This window comes from Streptomyces sp. NPDC053673, assembly GCF_055585225.1.
Genome location: NZ_JBVJKN010000034.1, coordinates 1 through 19,890, shown reverse-complemented (window position 1 = coordinate 19,890; position 19,890 = coordinate 1). Strand labels below are relative to the sequence as shown.

20 protein-coding genes and 1 tRNA gene are annotated in these 19,890 nt (G+C 70.2%); 14 read left to right on the top strand and 7 right to left on the bottom strand.

Features of this window, described 5'->3' with window-relative positions:
• Window positions 1-11 precede the first annotated feature (11 nt).
• The 6 genes from ACZ6ZQ_RS32085 (at window position 12) to ACZ6ZQ_RS32060 (ending at window position 3,585) form a co-directional block, all read left to right on the top strand.
• Window positions 12-167 carry a hypothetical protein gene (locus ACZ6ZQ_RS32085; RefSeq protein ID WP_329163099.1) on the top strand — a complete coding sequence of 52 codons (156 nt, stop codon included), beginning with the start codon at window positions 12-14 and terminating at the stop codon, window positions 165-167.
• Between the two features lie 25 nt (window positions 168-192).
• A complete protein-coding gene (locus tag ACZ6ZQ_RS32080; protein ID WP_469772028.1) occupies window positions 193-507 on the top strand; it encodes a SpdD-like protein in 315 nt (104 codons plus the stop codon).
• A 91-nt stretch (window positions 508-598) separates the two neighbouring features.
• Window positions 599-802: a hypothetical protein gene (locus tag ACZ6ZQ_RS32075; RefSeq protein WP_469772027.1), complete on the top strand. Its 204-nt coding sequence runs from the start codon at window positions 599-601 to the stop codon at window positions 800-802.
• Between the two features lie 151 nt (window positions 803-953).
• The gene (locus ACZ6ZQ_RS32070) at window positions 954-2,231 is read left to right on the top strand and encodes a replication initiator (protein WP_469772073.1); all 1,278 of its coding nucleotides are present in this window, start codon (window positions 954-956) and stop codon (window positions 2,229-2,231) included.
• Window positions 2,228-2,416: a helix-turn-helix domain-containing protein gene (locus ACZ6ZQ_RS32065; protein ID WP_469772026.1), complete on the top strand. Its 189-nt coding sequence runs from the start codon at window positions 2,228-2,230 to the stop codon at window positions 2,414-2,416. The genes ACZ6ZQ_RS32070 and ACZ6ZQ_RS32065 overlap by 4 nt, the downstream gene beginning before the upstream one ends.
• Window positions 2,416-3,585: a site-specific integrase gene (locus ACZ6ZQ_RS32060; protein ID WP_469772025.1), complete on the top strand. Its 1,170-nt coding sequence runs from the start codon at window positions 2,416-2,418 to the stop codon at window positions 3,583-3,585. Before ACZ6ZQ_RS32065 ends, ACZ6ZQ_RS32060 begins: the two co-directional genes overlap by 1 nt.
• Before the next feature lie 95 nt (window positions 3,586-3,680).
• Here the strand turns inward: ACZ6ZQ_RS32060 and ACZ6ZQ_RS32055 are convergent.
• The 4 genes from ACZ6ZQ_RS32055 to mptB all read right to left on the bottom strand — a co-directional run bounded on the left by ACZ6ZQ_RS32055 (window position 3,681) and on the right by mptB (window position 7,497).
• A tRNA-Pro gene (locus ACZ6ZQ_RS32055) sits at window positions 3,681-3,754 on the bottom strand.
• Window positions 3,755-3,860: 106 nt separating this feature from the next.
• Window positions 3,861-4,802 carry a metallophosphoesterase gene (locus tag ACZ6ZQ_RS32050; protein ID WP_469772024.1) on the bottom strand — a complete coding sequence of 314 codons (942 nt, stop codon included), beginning with the start codon at window positions 4,800-4,802 and terminating at the stop codon, window positions 3,861-3,863.
• Window positions 4,685-6,034, bottom strand: coding sequence for a glycosyltransferase 87 family protein (locus tag ACZ6ZQ_RS32045; protein ID WP_469772023.1), 1,350 nt, complete (start codon window positions 6,032-6,034; stop codon window positions 4,685-4,687). The genes ACZ6ZQ_RS32050 and ACZ6ZQ_RS32045 overlap by 118 nt, the downstream gene beginning before the upstream one ends.
• Window positions 6,031-7,497: a polyprenol phosphomannose-dependent alpha 1,6 mannosyltransferase MptB gene (gene mptB / locus ACZ6ZQ_RS32040; RefSeq protein ID WP_469772072.1), complete on the bottom strand. Its 1,467-nt coding sequence runs from the start codon at window positions 7,495-7,497 to the stop codon at window positions 6,031-6,033. Before mptB ends, ACZ6ZQ_RS32045 begins: the two co-directional genes overlap by 4 nt.
• Window positions 7,498-7,687: 190 nt before the next feature.
• Between mptB and ACZ6ZQ_RS32035 the strand changes: the two genes are divergently transcribed.
• Together ACZ6ZQ_RS32035 and ACZ6ZQ_RS32030 are read left to right on the top strand one after the other, a co-directional pair.
• Entirely contained in the window at window positions 7,688-7,888 is a 201-nt protein-coding gene (locus tag ACZ6ZQ_RS32035; protein ID WP_469772022.1) for a VapA/VapB family virulence-associated protein, read from the top strand.
• Window positions 7,889-8,428: 540 nt separating this feature from the next.
• Window positions 8,429-8,893 (top strand): GatB/YqeY domain-containing protein, encoded by a 465-nt coding sequence (locus ACZ6ZQ_RS32030; protein ID WP_469772021.1) that lies wholly within the window; start codon window positions 8,429-8,431, stop codon window positions 8,891-8,893.
• Window positions 8,894-8,985: 92 nt separating this feature from the next.
• Here ACZ6ZQ_RS32030 and ACZ6ZQ_RS32025 read toward each other — a convergent pair whose 3' ends face one another.
• A complete protein-coding gene (locus ACZ6ZQ_RS32025) occupies window positions 8,986-11,199 on the bottom strand; it encodes a transglycosylase domain-containing protein (protein WP_469772020.1) in 2,214 nt (737 codons plus the stop codon).
• A 381-nt stretch (window positions 11,200-11,580) separates the two neighbouring features.
• Between ACZ6ZQ_RS32025 and ACZ6ZQ_RS32020 the strand changes: the two genes are divergently transcribed.
• The gene (locus ACZ6ZQ_RS32020) at window positions 11,581-11,925 is read left to right on the top strand and encodes a WhiB family transcriptional regulator (RefSeq protein ID WP_266381103.1); all 345 of its coding nucleotides are present in this window, start codon (window positions 11,581-11,583) and stop codon (window positions 11,923-11,925) included.
• A gap of 64 nt (window positions 11,926-11,989) precedes the next feature.
• On the opposite strand, the gene bagB is transcribed toward ACZ6ZQ_RS32020, so the two are convergent.
• Both bagB and bagA read right to left on the bottom strand, forming a co-directional pair.
• On the bottom strand, window positions 11,990-13,267 hold the full coding sequence (gene bagB / locus ACZ6ZQ_RS32015) for an ATPase BagB (RefSeq protein ID WP_469772019.1): 1,278 nt from the start codon (window positions 13,265-13,267) through the stop codon (window positions 11,990-11,992).
• 3 nt (window positions 13,268-13,270) lie between these two features.
• Window positions 13,271-14,245: an ATPase BagA gene (bagA, locus tag ACZ6ZQ_RS32010; protein WP_469772018.1), complete on the bottom strand. Its 975-nt coding sequence runs from the start codon at window positions 14,243-14,245 to the stop codon at window positions 13,271-13,273.
• A 391-nt stretch (window positions 14,246-14,636) separates the two neighbouring features.
• On the opposite strand from bagA, the gene ACZ6ZQ_RS32005 reads away from it, so the two are divergent.
• The 5 genes from ACZ6ZQ_RS32005 to ACZ6ZQ_RS31985 all read left to right on the top strand — a co-directional run bounded on the left by ACZ6ZQ_RS32005 (window position 14,637) and on the right by ACZ6ZQ_RS31985 (window position 19,794).
• Window positions 14,637-14,795, top strand: coding sequence for a DUF4177 domain-containing protein (locus ACZ6ZQ_RS32005; protein WP_003967454.1), 159 nt, complete (start codon window positions 14,637-14,639; stop codon window positions 14,793-14,795).
• Between the two features lie 8 nt (window positions 14,796-14,803).
• Window positions 14,804-15,271, top strand: coding sequence for a RidA family protein (locus ACZ6ZQ_RS32000; protein WP_469772071.1), 468 nt, complete (start codon window positions 14,804-14,806; stop codon window positions 15,269-15,271).
• A 242-nt stretch (window positions 15,272-15,513) separates the two neighbouring features.
• Window positions 15,514-18,009, top strand: a complete 2,496-nt coding sequence (locus tag ACZ6ZQ_RS31995; RefSeq protein ID WP_469772017.1) for a PQQ-dependent sugar dehydrogenase — start codon at window positions 15,514-15,516, stop codon at window positions 18,007-18,009.
• An 82-nt stretch (window positions 18,010-18,091) separates the two neighbouring features.
• Window positions 18,092-18,967, top strand: coding sequence for an NUDIX hydrolase (locus tag ACZ6ZQ_RS31990; RefSeq protein WP_469772016.1), 876 nt, complete (start codon window positions 18,092-18,094; stop codon window positions 18,965-18,967).
• The gene (locus ACZ6ZQ_RS31985) at window positions 18,964-19,794 is read left to right on the top strand and encodes an MBL fold metallo-hydrolase (RefSeq protein WP_469772015.1); all 831 of its coding nucleotides are present in this window, start codon (window positions 18,964-18,966) and stop codon (window positions 19,792-19,794) included. Before ACZ6ZQ_RS31990 ends, ACZ6ZQ_RS31985 begins: the two co-directional genes overlap by 4 nt.
• Window positions 19,795-19,890: the final 96 nt, after the last annotated feature.

Genomic DNA, 19,890 nt, shown 5'->3' with positions numbered 1-19,890 from the left:
GGACCCCACTCGTGGACGTTCCGCTCTGGCTCGCCCTGATCGTCGTCGGCGCCCTCGGCATCAAGCTCATCCGCCCGCCTTGGTGGCTCGTCGCCGTGCTCCTCCTCGGTGGCTTCCTCCTCGCGGACAGCCTGCTCGCACCGGTCATCGACACCGCCATCAAGTAGCCCAACCGCAGAAGGGAGATCGCTCATGCTCCGTCCGAAGATCCCGACCATGCCGACCCCGACCGGCATCGTGACCCCGCCCGTGGTCGAGCCGACCGCGATCGTCCACCACACCCCGGCCCCGGCCCCGGCCCCTGTCGCACCGGCGGCACCGGCCCGGCCCACGGTCCAGCTCACCCCCGGCACCGCGCTCGCCCTCGTCGGGGCCGGCACCGCCGTCGTCCTGGTCGTCGGCGCGGTCCTGGTCTCGATGCTCCTCGCGGTCGCCGTCACCGCGGCCTCGGTCGCCGTCTGCGCCGTCGTCCTGCGTTCCCTGCTCACCAACCAGCACAAGCGCTGACCGGCCCTCCGGGCGGCCCTGAAACCGCCAAGTCTCCGCCGCCCGGACGGCCCCAGCCCCTACCCGACATCAACCGGAAGGACCACCCATCATGCCCCAGCACCGCCACGCCCCGGCCCGCGTCTGCCCCTCCTGCGACGGCTTCGCCTCCGCCGCCGTCACCCTCGGCGGCCGCGACCGCAACGGCCAGCGCCGCACCATCACCGCCCACTGCCGCACCTGCCAGGGCACCGGCACCGTCCCGCCCCTGCGCCAGCTCCTCGAGGACGCCGCCGACGCCGCGTTCACCCGCTGACCCATCATCCCGGGGCACCAGCCGCCACTCCGCCGACTGGTGCCCCGGCCTCTGCCCTCGCCCTCTGCGTCCTCTGGAAGGAGGCCCCACCACCGTGACCACGACCGCACCGCCGCTGCGTGACCTCGCCCTCCTCGCCTCGCTCGGCACCATGCCCGGCCTCATGCGCCAGCTCCGCGGCCTCAGCGGCTGCACCACCCCGATCCGACTCGACGGCTACCGCACCGACGTCCACACCACCACCGGCGAGATCCTGCACCACCTCACCGCCAGCGACCTGCCCGCCGGAAACCTCCTCGTCCGCTGCAACAACCGCCGCACCACCCGCTGCCCCGCCTGCGCCGAGACCTACCGCCGCGACACCTACCAACTAATCACCGCTGGCCTGCGCGGCGGCAAAGGCACCCCCGAAGAAGTGGCCACCCGCCCCCGGGTGTTCGCCACCTTCACCGCCCCCAGCTTCGGCCCCGTCCACAACCGACCTGCCCACGGCCGCTGCCGCTGTGGCACCCAGCACCCGGCCGACGCACCCGAACTGGGCACCCCGCTCGACCCCGACACCTACGACTACGAAGCAGCCGTCCTCTGGAACGCGCACGCCTCCAAGATCTGGGCCCGGTTCTCCATCTACCTGCGCCGCGAAGTCGCCAAGCGCGCCGGCCTCTCGCAACGGGCCTTCAAGGAGCACGCCCGCGTGTCGTTCGCCAAGGTCGCCGAGTACCAGCGCCGCGGCGCCATCCACTTCCACGCCGTCATCCGCCTCGACGGACCCGACGGCGGCCACACCCCGCCCCCGCCCTGGGCAAGCGCCGAACTCCTCACCGACGCCATCCGCGCCGCCACCACAGCCGCCCACGTGCCCGGCCCCGTCATCGACGGACGCGCCCACACCTTCGCCTTCGGCACCCAGCTCGACATCCGGCCCATCCGCACCGCCGACCTCGACGCAGGCACCGAACTGACCGAACGCGCCGTCGCCGCCTACATCGCCAAGTACGCCACCAAGGGCGCCGAAACAGCGACCGGCACCCTCGACCGCCCCATCAAGTTCCTCGCCGAACTCGGCCGCAAGTCCATCCCCGAACACGCCCGCCGACTCATCCGCACCGCCTGGACCCTCGGCGCCCGCAAAGACCTCGCCGACCTCCGGCTCAGGGCATGGGCCCACATGCTCGGCTTCCGCGGCCACTTCTCCACCAAAACCCGCCGCTACTCCACCACCCTCGGCGCCCTCCGCACCGCCCGCGCCGAATGGCGACGCCTCCAAGCCGCCATCGCCCACGGCGACCAGAACCCAGCCGACCCCGCCAACGACACCACCCTCGTCCTCGCCCACTGGGCCTTCGCCGGCACCGGACTCACCCGTAGCGAGGAATGGCTCGCCGCCTCACTCACACACGACCCGCAGGAAGGAGACACCACCGCATGACCACCGCAACCGCTGAACTCCTCACCGTGCCTGAGGTCATGGCACGGCTCAAGCTCGGCCGTTCCAAGGTCTACGACCTGATCCGCTCACGTCGCCTGACCTCGATCAAGATTGACGGCGCCCGCCGAATCCCCGCCGATGCTGTCCGCGACTTCATCCGGGGCCAGATTGATAAGGCTGCCTGATGACCAAGCGCCGTAGCCGCGGTGACGGCGGCCTGCATTGGGACGAGAAGAGACAACGCTGGATCGCCACGGCGAACCTCGGCTTCGATCCGAGCGGCAAGCGCATCGTGAAGCGGGGGAGTGGCAGGACCAAGACGGAGGCGAAGAACAAGCTCAAGGAGGTACTGCGAGACCACGAAGACGGCTTGGCGATCGCGCCCACCAACTACACGGTCAAGGACGCGGTCACGGACTGGCTTGCTTACGGCCTGACGGGCCTTGACCCCAGCACTGTCGAGACCTCTACTCTCCTGAGCCGGAAGCACGTGATTCCGTCGCTCGGTGCTCGGAAGCTCCGTGATCTCAGCGCGGAAGACGTGGATCGCTGGCTCGCCTCCAAGGCCAAGACGCTCAGCACCCGGTCCCTCCAGGCGATCCACTCGTGTCTGAACCGCGCGGTCAAGCGGGCCATGGCCCGGGACAAGGTGAAGCGCAACGTCGTCGAGCTGTGCTCGGTGCCCCAGGGCCAGGCGGGACGCCCCTCGAAGGCGCTCACTTTCGCCCAGGCAGAGGCCGTGCTCCAGGGCGCCGCGGGGACGTCGATGCACGCCTGCATCGTCGTCGCCCTGCTGACCGGTGCCCGTACCGAGGAGCTTCGAGCTCTCACCTGGGATCACGTCTTTCTGAAGGGCCGGCCGGACTTCGTTCCGCCCCAGCCTCCGCACATCGCCGTCTGGCGTTCGGTCCGGCGGAGCGGCGACACCAAGACCCGGAAGTCGCGGCGGACGCTCGCTTTACCCGCGCGCTGCGTCGAGGCCCTGTGGCAACAATTCGAAGACCAGGGCTGGGATCGGCTCGCAGCCGACGAGAAGTGGGAGGAACACGGGCTCGTCTTTTCCTCGGCCGTGGGCCGGCCGCTCGACGCGGCCAACGTCCGTCGGGCCTTCCGCCAGGCGCTCAAGGACATCGACGGGGTCGACGCAGACGAGTGGACGCCCCGGGAGCTCCGGCACAGCTTCGTCTCGCTGCTCTCCGACCGGGGCGTCCCGCTGGAGGAGATCTCCCGGCTCGTCGGGCACTCTGGGACCGCCGTGACCGAGGAGGTCTACCGGAAGCAGATCCGGCCCGTGATCCAGACCGGGGCCGTGGTCATGGACGGGATCTTCGGCGCTGATCCGCAGCGGCCATAGACACGCGGGAACCGGTAGTCACGCAGATAGACACGCAGACGAAACAGGTGAGGCACCTACTGAATTCAGTAGGTGCCTCACCTGGTGTTTCTCTGTCGGGGTGGCGGGATTTGAACCCACGACCTCTTCGTCCCGAACGAAGCGCGCTGCCAAGCTGCGCTACACCCCGATGTCGCTCGCTCTCGCGGCGACGTCGTTTACTTTAGCCCACCCGCGCCCGGAGACGAAATCCGGTTTCTCGGGGGCCTCACCGGGGCCGACCGCGATGGCCCCGTTCAGCCGCGCGCGGTCAGAGTCAGCAGTGTCGCCTCCGGAGGGCAGGCGAACCGTACCGGGGTGTAGCGGCTGGTGCCGCAGCCCGCCGAGACGTGGAGGTAGGAGAGCTGGTCCGCCACCTCGTGGGTGGAGAGGCCCTTCACGCGGTCCGTGTCGAGGTCGCAGTTGGTGACCAGGGCGCCGTAGAAGGGGATGCACAGCTGGCCGCCGTGGGTGTGGCCCGCCAGGATCAGGGGGTAGCCCTCGGTGGTGAAGGCGTCGAGGGAGCGCAGGTAAGGGGCGTGGACGACGGCGAGGGAGAAGTCGGCGTCCGGTTCCGGGCCGCCGGCGATCGATTCGTAGCGGTCACGCTTGATGTGGGGGTCGTCGAGGCCCGTGAAGGCCAGCTCCAGGCCGTCCTCGAGCTTGAGCCGGCCGCGGGCGTTGTTGAGGCCGACCCAGCCCGCCGCGTCGAAGGCGTCCCGGATGTCCTCCCACGGGTTGTGGACGACGCCGACCGCCGGGGCGTTGCCGTTGAGGCCGTGGCGACCCTGGGCCCTCTCGAGCAGGTAGCGGGCCGGGTTGCGCAGCCTCGGGCCGTAGTAGTCGTTGGAGCCGAAGACATAGACGCCGGGCAGGTCCATCAGGGGACCCAGGGCGTCGAGCACCTCGGGGACGCCGTTCGGATCGGACAGGTTGTCGCCGGTGTTCACGACGAAGTCGGGGCGCAGGCCCGCCAGGGACTGGAGCCAGGCGCGCTTCTTGCGCTGTCCGCTCACCATGTGGATGTCGGAGACCTGGAGTACGCGCAGCGGGCGCATCCCGCGCGGCAGGACGGGTACCGTCACCCGCCTGAGCCGGAAGGAACGGGCTTCGAACCCGGCGGCGTAGGCGATGCCGGCTGCGCCGGCTGCCGCGATGCCGGCACCGATTTTGAGGGGGATCCCGTAGCGTGCGCGCATGCGCCCATCGTTGCAGACGGGCCGCCGCCGTCGTACGGCCCGTCCCCGCGCGCTGCCCGGCCGAGCGGAAGCAGGAGCAGCAGGATCAGCGATATCCAGACGTACGCGTTGCTGCCGAAGAAGCCGGGCGCGCCGCCGTCGTTCCAGCGCCACAGCCAGACCATGCTGCTGCACAGGACGGCGTAGCTCGCCAGAGCCCAGGTCAGCAGCCGGCGGCGGCGGGGCCCGCCCGGGGCCGCGCGCAGTCCCGCGTCGGTGAGGACGGCCAGGGCGGGGATGAGCCAGACCAGGTGGTGCACCCAGGTGACGGGGCTCACCAGGCAGGCGGCGATGCCGGTGAGGGCGAAGCCGGCCAGCTCGTCGCCGGCGGCGACGGCCTGCCGGGCGCGACGGGCCCACAGCCACATCAGGAGCAGTACGCCGATGGCCCAGACGGCGCGGCTGGGCTCGGCGACGGGCTCGGTGAGCCGGGCCAGCATGCCCTGCCAGGACTGGTTGGAGACATAGGCGAGCGAGCCGACGCGGTCGGTGTTCCACATCGCCTCGGTCCAGTACGTACGTGACGCGGTCGGCGCGACCCAGGCGGCCAGCGCGGTGGCCCCGCCCGCGACCGCCGTGGCCACACCGGCCGCCCGGTACCGCCGGGTGACCAGGAGATAGCAGATGAAGATCGCCGGAGTGAGCTTGATCGCGGCCGCGAGTCCGATGCCGACTCCGGCCAGCCGGCCGAGGGCGGGGAAGCGTTCCCGCCCGGCCGTCAGCAGCCAGCAGTCGGCCAGGACCAGCGCCAGCAGAAGCAGATTGACCTGGCCGAAGCTGACCGTGTCGCGGACCGGTTCCAGCAGGGCGAACGCGCAGGCCGCCACGGAGTAGGCGAACCACCGGTGACGGCTCTCCCGGCGGATCGTCGCGTCGGCGCAGACATAGAGGACGAGGGCGCCCGCCGCGAGGTTCATCAGCTGGCTGATCGCGAGGGCGCCGTCCCAGCCGACCAGGGTCATCGGCAGCATGCACAGCGCCGCGAAGGGCGGGTACGTGAAGCCGTAGTGCGTGCCCGGCTTGAGGTAGTCGTAGATCGGCCCGCCGCCGATCCAGTGGTCGACGGCTCCGTAATAGACGTGGAGGTCGAACCAGTTCCGGTGGAAGGGCACGGTCGCCAGGAAGAACGTGACCACGGCCGACATGGCCAGGGCGACGAGGACGCGGCTTCGGGTGGTCGTGGGGAGCATCATGCCGTGCTGCCCAGCGGATGCGTATCGCGTGTCGGGCCGTCGCCCGGCGTGTTCAGCGGAGCTCTCCTGGCTGCCCGCACCGTCAGCTTGTATGCGCACCACAGCGCCGCTACCCCCAGAGTGCTTCCACCAACCGCGATCAGAAGCTGATTATTGTCCGGCGCGAACCCGCTGGGCAGTACCGCGAGGGCAAGAATGCCACTCGCCACCGCCGCGGCCCGTCGCAGGCGCACTGAGCCGGTGGGCGCCGCGGCGGCTATCAGGAACAGTCCCCACAGTACGTACCACGGCCGGATCGCCGGCCCCAGGAGGGCGATGGCCATCAGGCTGAGTCCCAGCGCGTACACCGGGCGGCGCAGATGGTGCCGCTTCCAGAACGCGAGCACGGCGAGCGCGGTGGCGGCGAGACCGGCCAAGTGCCAGGCGGGCACCGCGAATTCGGCGAGGCCGCTGCCCGCGCCCGTCAGTACGGCCCCGGTCATCCGGCCGAGCGAGGAGGTCAGCGACCAGTTCTGCGGTGAGACGGGCGTGTCGAGGGCGGCGATCCAGCCGTAGCCGGTGCCGGTCAGGGCGGTCGTCACGGCGGTGGTGGCGGCGGAGGTGCCGCCGACGGCCAGGATGGCCCGGAGCCGCGGGTAGCGGCCGTCCAGCCGCCGGGCCCAGAGCAGGGCGACGGCGAGCAGGCCCAGCGCGGCCGGGGCCTTCACCAGCGCGGCGAGGGTGACGAGTACGGCGCCGACGACCGGCCACCGGCCGAGTGCCGCGACGAGGCCCGCGCCCAGCAGGCCCAGCATGACCGCGTCGTTGTGGGCGCCGCCCACGAGGTGCAGCAGCAGGAGCGGGTTCAGCGCGCCGAGCCAGAGCGCGGTGCGCGGGTCGGCGCCGCAGTGCCGCGCGAGCGCCGGCAGACAGAGCACCATCAGCGCCACCCCGAGAAGGGCCACCAGCCGCATGGCGAGGACGCCGGTGGACACCTCGGTACGGGCGAACCCGGCTATCGCGGCGGCGCAGCCGAGGAAGACGGGGCCGTACGGGGTCGGGGTGTGCTGCCAGATCGGTGCGACCTCGGCGGTCAGGGGGCCGCCGAGCCGGGACGGGCCGTGCGTGTACACATCGATCTGCGCGTCGACCATCGCTCCCTGCGCGAGATAGCTGTACACGTCCCGGCTGAACAGCGGCGGCGCGACGAGCAGCGGCGCCGCCCACAGGGCGAGGGTGAGCAGCAGGGTGCGGGGGGACGGCGGCTCGGGCCCGCGGACCGCCCGTCCGAGCATCGCCCAGGCGGCGATCAGCAGCACCAGCCCGAAGTACGCCGCGGCCAGACCCAGTGCGGCGGGCCCCGACTGCGGCGCGAGCACCTCGCGTACGGGTACGGCGCCGACGGCCACGCCGCCCGCCGCCAGAGCCGCAGAGCCGGTCAGCCCCAGCAACTGGCAGCGGCGTGTGTCGACGGGGAGGCGGATGTCGGGCATGCGGGCACACTGTCAACGGCCGGTGGCCAGAAGCCGACGCCCGCCCCACCCGGGAACGGCCACGATGTGTCCGTCGGCTTACGGGCGGAGGGCGGGCGGGGGATCCCCGGGCAGCGTGCGAGGTCATGCCGCCGGCCGGCCGCAGGCCATCACTCCTCGGCGGCAAGCCCGCACACGGCACATGGCTGTTGCGTCCGGAATACCACAGCGGTTACGAGCCGCCATAAACGCGCTTTACCGCGACACCGTCTCCTTCCAGTACAACGCCACAGCGTTGTACGTGAACGTCAACTTCTTCAACAAGAGTCATAAGCTGCTGGGCCACTTCGAATCAGGGGCTGTCTCCACCGTCCTGGGGACCGGAGGAGGAAAGGGCAGCTGAGCCTGATCCTGGAAATCCCGCCCTCGTTCCCTCGCCACTTCGAGCTGATGGTGTGGCGAGGGAACGAGGACGGCTCAGCTCGGCAAGCTCATGGCAGTCCGCCTCAATCGCCGCGTGATCCTCCTCGATGAGGACGGCGGCGGCTTCGCGTCCGGTCACGTCCAAGCGCTCCAGAAGCCGGGGCGCTTCGGCGCGTGTTGTCCCCGCTTGCTGCGGAGCGGTAGGTGCGGTGCTCCTGGACCTCGTCCCACATCCCTCGATCGATGATCGCCGGCCGACTTCCCCGGCAGATCCCTCGAGCGCGCCGATCTCCAATGTCCCGGCGGATACGCTCTTGCCGGTCACGCCCGTTCGATCGTCGTCGTTGACGTGTGAGATCCGGCAGTAGATCGCTGCCGGTGCCCCTGTCCAGTCGGTACGCCCGCGCTTGGCTCGCTGAGCCTCAGTCGCCCGAGCCCCACTTGCGCAGTCGTACCGAGTCGCCGCTGACCTGCGAAAACTCAATTGACCGGGTCCATGTGAAAAGGCTATGAAGGAATCATGACCACGCTCAAGTCCAAGCTGCAGGAAGACCTCACCGAGGCGATCAGGGCGCGCGACGAGCTGCGCTCCTCGACGCTTCGGCTGACCCTCTCCGCGATCACCAAGGAGGAGGTCGCGGGCAAGGAGGCGCGTGAGCTCTCCGACGACGAGGTGCAGAAGGTGATCGCCAAGGAGGCGAAGAAGCGGCGCGAGGCGGCCGAGGCCTTCGCCCAGGGCGGTCGCGCCGAGCAGGCCGACCGGGAGAAGGCGGAGGGCGAGATCCTCGACGCCTACCTGCCGAAGCAACTGACGGACGACGAGCTCAGCGGCATCGTGGCCCAGGCCGTCGAGGAGGCGAAGGCCGCCGGCGCCGAGGGGCCGCGCGCGATGGGCGCGGTCATGAAGATCGTGAACCCGAAGGTGGCGGGCCGGGCGGAGGGCGGCCGCGTGGCCGCGGCGGTCAAGAAGCTGCTCGCGGGATGACGTTGAGCCCCGCCTGTCCGGCCGCTGCTCCTCCCCGCGCATGACGAAGGGCCCCGGTGCCAAGCACCGGGGCCCTATTCGGCGCGCGCGCGTCAGCGCCGCGGCTGGCCGCCGCCGTCCTGGCCGCGGGTGACGTTGCCGCCGATCAGATCCGGGGGGAAGGTGATGACGGGCGGCTTCGGCTTGGCGGGCTTGCCCGGCTTCCCGGGCCTGCCGTCGGGACCTTCCTCGTCCTTGTCCTTCTGCGGGTCCGGGATGTCGATCGTGTTGAAGCCGGGGGCCTCCTTGCCCTCCAGCGCACCCGACATCGCGTCCTTCCAGATCGGACCGGGGACCTGACCACCGAAGACCTTGTCGTGGTACTGCCCGCCGATGGTGATGTTCACCATCTGCACCTTCTGGCTGGCGCTGCCGACCCAGACCGCACCCGCCAGGTTCGGGGTGTAGCCGACGAACCAGGCGTTCCGCCGCTCGTCCGTCGTACCCGTCTTGCCCGCGTTGTCCCGGTCGGTCAGCCCGGCCTGCTGGCCGGTACCGGAGTCGACCACACCGCGCAGCAGCGTGTTGACGGTGTCAGCGGTCCGCTCCGACATCACCTGGCCGCACTCGGACTTCGGCACCTTGAGGCTCTTGCCGTCGGCCGTCCTGATCGACTCGATCGCGGTCGGCGTGCAGTACGTACCGCGGTTCGCGAACGTCGCGTACGCGTTGGCCATCGTCAGCGGTGCGATACCGGTGGAGCCGAGGGTCAGCGGGGACGGCGACACGGGCAGCTTGGCGCCGTTGCCCTGCACCACACCCAGCTTGTCGGTCATCTCCACGACCGGGCAGAGTCCTATGTCCGCGATCATCTGCACGAAGTAGGTGTTGACCGACTTCGCCATCGCTTCCTTGAGGGCGTAGGGGCCGACCTCCTTCTCGTTCTCGTTCTCCAGCGAGAAGCCCTGGTTCCGCCACGGCTTGTCGGTGCAGGTGGAGATCGAGTCCGGGTACGGCATCTGGTACGGGGCCGGGTACGTCTGCGTCGGCGGCCTGCCCTGCTCGAGCGCGGCCGCGGCCACGAACGGCTTGAACGTCGAGCCCACCGGGAAGCCGAAGTTCGAGCCGCCCATCTTCTGGTTGACCGAGTAGTTGATCTGCGTCTCGTTCGTACCGAACCCGTACGGCTTGGACTGGCCCATCGCGACGATCTTGCCGGTGCCCGGCTCGACCATCGTGACCGCCGCCGCGACCTTGTCGCCCTGGTAGACGTGATCCTTCAGGGAGTCCTGTGCCGACCGCTGCGCCTGCGGGTCCAGGGTCGTACGGATCGTCAGGCCGCCCTGGTTCCAGATCTTCGCCCGGTCCTCCCTCGTCTTGCCGAAGACGGGGTCGGAGAGGAAGACCTCGCGGACGTAGTCGCAGAAGAAGCCCGAGCCGTTGACGGCCGTGATGCAGCCGTTCTTCGGCTTGCTGACCTTCAGCTTGACCGGGGTCTCCTTGGCCTTGTCGGCCTCGGCCTGGGAGATGTCACCGATGTCGGCCATCCGCTGCAGCACGGTGTTGCGCCGCATGGTGGCTTCCTTCTCGTCGTTGACCGGGTCGTAGCGGCTCGGCGACTGGACGATGCCGGCGAGCATCGCCGCCTCCTCCAGCTTCAGGTCCTTCGCGGACTTGGAGAAGTAGCGCTTGGACGCCGCCTCGATGCCGTAGGCCTGCTGGCCGAAGAAGGTGATGTTGAGGTAGTTCTCGAGGATCTTCTTCTTCCCGAGCTCCTCCTCGACCTGGATCGCGTACTTGAGCTCGCGGACCTTGCGGCCGATGGTCTTCTGGTTGGCCTGGGCGACCTTGTCCGGGTCGTCACCGGCCTCCTCGACGAAGACGTTCTTGACGTACTGCTGGGTGAGGGTCGAGGCGCCCTGGGCGGCGCCGCCCTCCTGCGCGTTGCGGTTGGCCGCGCGCAGCACGCCCTTGAGGTCGATCGCCCCGTGCTCGTAGAAGCGCGCGTCCTCGATCGCGACGATCGCCTTCTGCATGTACGGCGAGATGTCCTTGAGCGCGACGACCGTGCGGTCGCGCGAGTAGACCGTGGCGATCTGGCCGCCCTTGGCGTCCAGGATGGTCGTGCGCTGACTCAGCGGGGGAGTCTTGAGGTTCGCGGGGATCTCGTCGAACCCCTCGACCGTGCCCTTGGCCGCGAGCCCCAGCGCGCCGGCGGCGGGCAGGGCGATGCCTGCCAGCACCGCTCCGGAGAGCACACTGACACCGAGGAACTTGGCGGCCTGCTGGGTCCCGGTCAGACCTCCGCCCGAGCGCTTGTTTGCCATGGGGGCAGCCTACGTTCTCATTCGCCGGACACGCGTATAGGCCTTGGCCTAAGCTGCTCTCAACTGTCACAGCAGTGCGGTTGCGTATCAATACTCCGTGACACCCCCACCCATCTTCGCCCCACCCCCGGCTGTCCCGAGGCGACAACCTCCCCCGCCGCCCGGACTCAACTGCCCGGAATTGTCGGAATTGTTACGTATGCCCTCAGCTCACTCCCCTGGGTGATCTGCCGCGTACGCATAGTCCGTTCGGGCCATTCAAGATTGGGCCCGAAGGGGGTGTTGCGCTGTGCCCACCTTCCGTAACGTCCTCAACTGGCAGCGGTGAATATGCCGCTGCCGCCGTGGGGGAGCCTCGATTCGGGAGAGGACGGCGCCGGCATGGGCTGGGTAACCGACTGGAGTGCGCAGGCAGCCTGCCGCACTACCGATCCGGATGAACTGTTCGTACAAGGAGCGGCGCAGAACAGGGCCAAGGCGGTGTGCACCGGATGCCCGGTGCGGACCGAGTGCCTGGCCGACGCGCTCGACAATCGTGTCGAGTTCGGCGTATGGGGTGGCATGACCGAGCGGGAGCGGCGCGCATTGCTGCGCAGGCGCCCCACAGTGACCTCCTGGCGCCGGCTGCTCGAGACCGCACGTACCGAGTACGAGCGGAGCGCGGGCATCCTGCCCGTGGGCCTGGAGGACGACGAGACCTACGAGACGTACGCGGCTGTGGGCTAGTGCCCCTCCCGGCAAGCTTTGCCGGTCGCGGCACTAGGGCCTGTCCGCCGGTACGCAGGTGCCGTTACGCAGCTCCGGCCGGAGACCCACCGGTCGCGAGCCGGTCACCGATGGCCCGAAGTCCTGCGAGATCGTGCACATCCCCCGGCAGGGCTGCCACCTCGGCCACAGGCACCTCGGGGTGGAGTGCGGTGAAGCGGTCGCGCGTTCGCTGTTCACGCGCGAGCACCTGCATCCGTTCGGCATGCAGGCGCAGCAGACCTGCGGTCAGCTCGGGGGTCGCCTGCGATGAGGGGGAGGGTTCGGGCGCCGACTCCACGGCGGGAGAGGGGTCCGTGGTGTCACGAACACCAGCCTTCCCGGCCTCCTGATCCACAATGCGGCCCTCATCAAGATTTTCTGCGGCGGCGAGCGCCCGCTCGGCCGACAGCCGGGCGGCGCCGCTGCCATGGACCCGATTGAGCACCAGTCCGGCCAGTGGCATTTCCTCCGCCGCCAGGCGCTCCACGAAGTAGGCCGCCTCACGCAGCGCGTCCCGCTCCGGGGCGGCGACCACGAGGAACGCCGTGCCGGGCGCCTGCAGCAGCCGGTATGTGGCATCCGCGCGGGTGCGGAACCCGCCGAACATGGTGTCCATCGCGGCCACGAAGGTCTGTACGTCGCGCAGGAGCTGACCGCCGAGCAGCTTGCCGAGCGTGCCGGTCATCATCGACATACCGACATTGAGGAACTTCATCCCGGCTCGACCGCCCATCTTCGCCGGGGCCATCAATAGCCGGATGAACTTGCCGTCCAGGAACGAGCCGAGCCGCTTCGGCGCGTCCAGGAAGTCCAGCGCCGAGCGCGACGGCGGAGTGTCGACCACGATCAGGTCCCACTCGTCGCGCGCCCGCAGCTGCCCCAGCTTCTCCATCGCCATGTACTCCTGTGTGCCCGCGAAGCCGGCCGACAGGGACTGGTAGAAGGGGTTCTCCAGGATGGCGCGGGCCCGTGCCGGGTCCGCGTGCGCCTCGACGATCTCGTCGAAGGTGCGCTTCATGTCGAGCATCATGGCGTGCAGTTCCCCGGAGCCCTTGATGCCCTCCACCCGGCGCGGGGTGTTGTCGAGCAGATCGATCCCCATCGACTGGGCCAGCCGGCGGGCCGGGTCGATGGTGAGGACGACCACCTTGCGGCCGCGCTCCGCCGCCCGTACTCCCAGGGCCGCAGCAGTCGTCGTCTTGCCGACCCCGCCCGCGCCGCAGCACACGATGATGCGGGTCCCCGGGTCGGCCAGCAGGGGATCGATGTCGAGCAGCGGCGTGTCCTGCAGCGCGATGCCATGCGTCATGGACGGCGTCATGCGTTATCCGTTCTCCCCGTTCACACCGAGCTTCCGCAGTTCGGCCGCCAGCTGGTACAGCCCGGCCAGATCGACCCCCTCGCTCAGCAGGGGAAGTTCGTACGTCGGCAGATCGAGCGCGCTCAGCACGCCGCGCTGCTCGCGCTCCAGCTCGACGCGCTGCGCGTGCTCGGCGGCCTGCTCCAGCAGCGGCGTGACCAGTCTGGCCGCGCCGCTGACACCCGCCGCGGTGAGCGACGCGGCGATGTCCTTGCGGCGGCTCGTGGTCGCGGCGGTGCGCACCGCCTCCTCGTCGAGGATGTGCGGCCGCACCATGTTGACGATCACCTTGCCGGTGGGGAGGCTCGCGTCGCGCAGCTCGGCGACGCCGTCCGCGGTCTCCTGGACCGGCATCTCCTCCAGCAGCGTCACCAAGTGCACCGCCGTCTCCGCCGACTTGAGGACCCGCATCACGGCCTGCGCCTGATTGTGTATCGGGCCGATCTTCGCGAGGCCCGCCACCTCGTCGTTGACGTTCAGGAAGCGGGTGATGCGGCCGGTGGGCGGGGCGTCCATGACGACGTGGTCGTAGGCGTACTGCCCCTTCTTGTCCCGACGGCGTACGGCCTCGCACGCTTTGCCGGTCAGCAGCACGTCCCGGACGCCCGGGGCGATCGTCGTCGCGAAGTCGATGGCGCCGAGCTTCTTCAGGGCGCGGCCCGCCGAGCCCAGCTTGTAGAACATCTGGAGGTAGTCGAGGAGGGCCTGCTCGGCGTCGATGGCCAGCGCGAAGACCTCGCCGCCGCCTGGGGCGACGGCGATCTTCCGTTCCTCGTACGGCAGCGCCTCCGTCTCGAAGAGCTGCGCGATGCCTTGCCTGCCCTCGACCTCGACGAGGAGGGTGCGCTTTCCCTCGGTCGCGAGGGCGAGCGCGAGGGCCGCGGCGACCGTCGTCTTACCGGTACCGCCCTTGCCGCTGACGACCTGAAGCCTGCTCACGCCTTCGAGCCTAACCAGTCGCCCCGCCGCCTAAGCGACCCCGGGTCGGCTTGGGTGGGTGAAGGTGGGGGCACCTCCCGTGCCCGAAGGGCTACGGGGGAGGGCCGAGGGCCGAGTCCGGCAAGGCGGAGGAAGGAGGCTACGCGGTGGGGGCACCTCCCGTGCCCGAAGGGCTACGGGGGAGTTGGCGACTGACGACAACGCGGCCGGGCGGGAGTCATCGGCACGCGACGCCGCCCAAGCCGGCTTGGGGTCGCTTGAGCACGAGGCTGCGCACGGGCTGCGTCACCGGGCCGGCCGGCCTGCGTCGACGGGTCGACCCGGGCCGCGGCACGGGGCCCGGCCGGGCTGCGTCACGAGGCTGCCCGCCCGTGCGGCTACAGTCGGCACCATGACCAAGTGGGAATACGCGACCGTGCCCCTTCTCGTGCACGCGACCAAGCAGATCCTGGACACCTGGGGCGAGGACGGCTGGGAGCTCGTCCAGGTCGTTCCCGGGCCGAACAACCCCGAGCAGCTCGTGGCCTACCTGAAGCGGGAGAAGGCCTGATGACCGCGGTGGGCGCCGTTGAGGCGAAACTCGCCGAGCTCGGCCTGACGCTGCCGGAGGTCGTACCGCCGCTGGCCGCGTACCAGCCGGCCGTGCAGTCCGGCCCGTACGTCTACACCGCGGGTCAGCTCCCGATGGTGGAGGGCAAGCTTCCGGTCACCGGCAAGGTGGGCGCCGAGGTCACCGCGGAGGAGGCCAAGGAGCTGGCCGCCACCTGTGCGCTGAACGCGCTGGCCGCCGTGAAGTCGGTCGCCGGCGACCTGGACCGTATCGCCCGTGTCGTGAAGGTCGTCGGCTTTGTCGCCTCCGCCTCCGACTTCACCGGGCAGCCGGGCGTCATCAACGGCGCCAGCGAGCTGCTCGGTGCGGTGCTCGGCGACAAGGGCGTGCACGCGCGCAGCGCCGTGGGTGTCGCGGTGCTGCCGCTGGACGCCCCGGTCGAGATCGAGATCCAGGTGGAGCTCGCCCAGGACTGAATCGTCGGTCAGTACGCATGCGGCCCTGAGCCCCCGTTTCCCGGCGGGCTCGGGGTCGCACTCGCGTTTTCGGCAATCCCCTGCGCGCTCTCTTGACGTGATCATGCCCACGGGTGTGCTCTGTTCACGGTTAGGAACCTTTCCTATCCATCTGAATCGGGAGGATCCCCGTGGCACCAATCCCCCGCAGACCGCGCCGAGCGGTCGGTGCCCTCGTGGCCGCGGCCACCGCGGCGTTAGCCGTGGCGCTGCCGAATCCGAGCTCGGCCGCCCAGCCCGCGGCCGCCGCCGTCGTACGGTACGAGGCCGAGGCGGCGACCGTTTCGCAGGGCGCCGTCGAGTCCAACCACGCCGGCCACTCCGGAACCGGTTTCGTCAACTTCGCGGCCGTCAGCGGCGCGTACGTCGAGTTCACCGTCGACTCGGCGCAGGCCGCCGACGTGCAGCTGGACTTCCGCTACGCCAGCGCCACCGCCGACCGTCCGCTGGACATCGCCGTGGGCGGTGTCACCGTCGCCGACGACCGGTCGTTCCCGGCCACCGGTGCCTGGACGACCTGGCGGACCGTCTCCGTCAACGCCGTACTGAAGGCGGGCAGCAACAAGATCCGCGCCACGACCTCGGGCGTCGACGGGCCGAACCTCGACAAGCTGACCGTGACCGCGACAGGCCCGGCCGACACCGAGCGGCCCACCGCGCCGCCGAATCTGCGCAAGGACAAGGAGCCGACGGCCACCACCGTCTCGCTCGCCTGGGACGCCGCCACCGACAACGTCGGCGTCACCGGCTACGACATCTACCAGCACGGCCAGCTGATGAAGAAGGTCGGCGGTACGACGCTCGCGGCGACCGTCGAGAACCTCGACCCCGGGACGACGTACGACTGGACCGTCTTCGCCCGCGACGCGGCCGGCAACGCCTCCGTCGCGAGCAACGCCGTCACCATCGCCACTCTGCCCGCCCCGCCGGACGACCAGGCTCCGACGGCCCCCGCGAACCTGCGCTCCCCGGCGAAGACCGCGACCACCGTCGACCTCGCCTGGGACGCCTCGACCGACAATGTGAAGGTCACCGGATACGAGATCCACCGCGACGGAGTTCTGTCGGGCACCTCCGACACGGCCGGCACCAGCGTCGCGGGCCTGACCGCCGAAACCGCCTACACGTTCAAGGTCAGGGCGTACGACGCGAAGGGCAACAAGTCCGGCTTCAGCCCCGAGATCACCGTGACGACCGCCGGCAGCCGGCCGGGCGGCACCCCCGACCCGGGCGCGGTCTCCACCCTCGCGAGCGGCGTGGACGTCGCCTGGGGCCTCGGCTTCCTTCCCGACGGCACCGGCATCTACACCGAGCGCAACACCTTCAACGTCTACAAGCTGACCAAGTCCGGTACGAAGACGCTGGTCGGCAAGGTGCCCAACTCCCAGACCACGGGCGGCGAAGGCGGCCTGATGGGCATCGAGATCAGCCCGACGTTCACCACCGACCACTACCTCTACTTCCTCCACACCTCCTCCGAGGGCAACCGCATCGCACGGATGACCCTGGAGAACAACACCCTCAGCGGCTACAAGGTGCTGCTGCAGGGCATGGAGAAGAGCAGGTTCCACAACGGCGGCCGGCTGCGCTTCGGTCCCGACGGCAAGCTGTACGCGTCGATGGGCGACGCCCAGACCGAGTCCCGGGCGCAGGACAACACCTCGCTCAACGGCAAGATCCTGCGGATCAACCCCGACGGCTCCGTCCCGTCCGACAACCCCTTCGGCAACGCGGTCTGGTCGAAGGGCCACCGCAACCCGCAGGGCCTGGACTTCGACTCCAAGGGCCGGCTGTGGCAGGCGGAGTTCGGCGACGGCACCATGGACGAGGTCAACCTCATCCAGAAGGGCGGCAACTACGGCTGGCCCGACTGCGAGGGCACGTCGGGCAGTTGCTCCGGCTACATCGCGCCGAAGAAGACCTGGCCGGTCTCCTCGGCCTCGCCCAGCGGCCTGACGATCATCAACGACCATGTCTTCGTCGCCACGACGCGCGGCGAGCGGGTCTACCGGATGCGGATCGACTCCTCCGCCGGCCTGGTCGAGCAGAAGACGTACTTCCAGGGGACGTACGACCGGCTGCGCACCGTCGAGGTCGACCACGACGGCGACATCTGGCTGACCACGTCCACCGACAAGGACGGAACGGCCGGAAACGACCGGATCCTGCGGATCGACATCGTCTACTCGGGCGGTACGACCCCTGGTGAGTTCAAGCTGACCAGCGGTGCCTTCAACGACAACGCGTCCATCCCGGCGAAGTACACCTGCGCGGGGGACGGCACCGCGGGCCAGGACCCCTCGCCGCCGCTGGCGTGGGGCGCGGGCACGACCGCGGCCAAGGCGTACGCGATCGTCTTCGCCGATGTCGCGAACGGCGGCAACAAGCTCCACTGGGCGATCTGGGACATCCCCGCGGCCAGGCTCTCCCTGCCGGAGGGGCTCGGCTCAGGGTTCGACGTGCCGGGCCAGAGCCCGGCGAAACAGAAGGCCATGGGCAGCGGGGGGAACTCCCAGAAGTACTTCGGCCCCTGCCCCGGCGGCTCGACCCATCCGTACACCTTCACGCTGTACGCGCTGAACACGGCCACCGTGCCGGGGATCGGCTCCGGGTCGACGATGGATCGGATCGAGACGGCGATCAAGAACGCGAGCACCGCGAACGTGAAGCTCCGCGGTAACTCCGACGCCGCTGCGTGAGGTGACCGGGCGGTGACCGGCCCGCGGTGCGGCGGGCCGGTCACCCCTCGAACATCCGGGCGTGAGCGCATAGCATCCGCCCATGTCCAATGGTCAGTGGTACCCACCGGAATGGCCCGGCCGGATCCGGGCGCTCGCCGAGGGCGCGCTCGCCGCCGTCACCCCGAGACGGGCGGCGACCGTGATGCTGCTCAAGGACAGCCCCGAGGGCGTACACGTCCACATGCTGCGCCGGCGCGCTTCCATGGCCTTCGCCGGAGGCGCGTACGTGTACCCCGGCGGCGGCGTGGACGAGCGGGACTCCAGGCCGGTCCGGTGGGCGGGTCCCGCCCTCGCGGAGTGGAAGGACCGGCTCGGCGTCGAGGACGAGCCGTCCGCGCAGGCCATCGTGTGTGCGGCGGTCCGTGAGACATATGAGGAGGCGGGCGTCCTGCTCGCCGGTGAGACCGCAGACTCGGTCGTCGGCGACACCACGGGCGACGACTGGGAGGCGGACCGGGCGGCGCTCGTCGACCGGGAGCTGTCGTTCGCCGAGTTCCTTGACCGCCGTGGCCTGGTGCTGCGCTCGGATCTGCTGGGCGCGTGGGCCCGCTGGATCACCCCGGAATTCGAGCCGCGGCGCTTCGACACCTGGTTCTTCGTGGCGGCCCTCCCGGAGGGCCAGCGGACCAGGAACGCCTCCACGGAGGCCGACCGTACGGTGTGGATCAGGCCTGAGGCGGCCGCCGCGGGGTACGACAAGGGCGAGCTGCTGATGATGCCGCCGACGATCGCCACGCTGCGGGTGCTCGGCCGGTACGCGGCCGCCGGGGACGCCCTCGCGGCGGCCGCCGAGCAGGATCTCACTCCGATCCTCGCTCAGGCACGCTTGGAGGGCGACGAGCTGATCCTCAGCTGGCCCGGCCACGACGAATTCACGAAGCACATCCCGCAGGGATCCACGGGAGGCCCCCGATGACGAACGCATCGGCGCTGCCGGGGCAGCCGCGCGACGCGGTCGTGTCCGGTCCGGCGACAGTGCGGGCGGTCAACGTGCTGGCCCCCAACGCGTCGCCGATGACCCTGGACGGCACCAACACCTGGATCGTCTCCGAGCCGGACTCCGAACTCGCCGTCGTCATCGACCCGGGGCCCCTGGACGACACACACCTGCAGAACGTCGTCGCGACCGCCGAGAAGGCCGGGAAGCGGGTCGCCCTGACCCTTCTCACCCACGGGCACCCGGACCACGCGGAGGGGGCGGGACGGTTCGCCGAGCTGACGCGCACCAAGGTACGTGCCCTCGACCCTGCGCTGCGCCTCGGTGACGAGGGGCTCGTGGCGGGCGAGGTCATCCGTACCGGCGGGCTCGAGCTGCGGGTCGTTCCCACCCCCGGCCACACCGCCGACTCACTCTGCTTCCATCTGCCGGCCGACGGGGCCGTACTCACCGGCGACACGATCCTCGGCCGCGGCACGACGGTCGTCGCGCATCCCGACGGCCGCCTGGGCGACTATCTCGACTCGCTGCGCCGGCTCCGCTCGCTGACGGTCGACGACGGGGTGCACAGGGTGCTTCCGGGCCATGGACCGGTCCTGGAGGACGCCCAGGGCGCTGTCGAGTTCTACCTCGCCCACCGCGCGAACCGCCTCGCCCAGGTCGAGACGGCCGTCGAGAACGGTCACAGCACGGCGGCCGACGTGGTGGCGCATGTGTACGCGGACGTGGACCGGTCCCTGTGGCCCGCGGCGGAGCTCTCCGTCAGGGCGCAGCTGGAGTATCTGCGGGAGCACGGCCTGATCTAGTTGTTCTGTCCTGGGAGGTTGTGGACGGTGACAGGGGTCACGGCTGATCGATCTTGAAATGGGTGAGGGCCTTCTGGCCTGGTGTGGATTGCGACA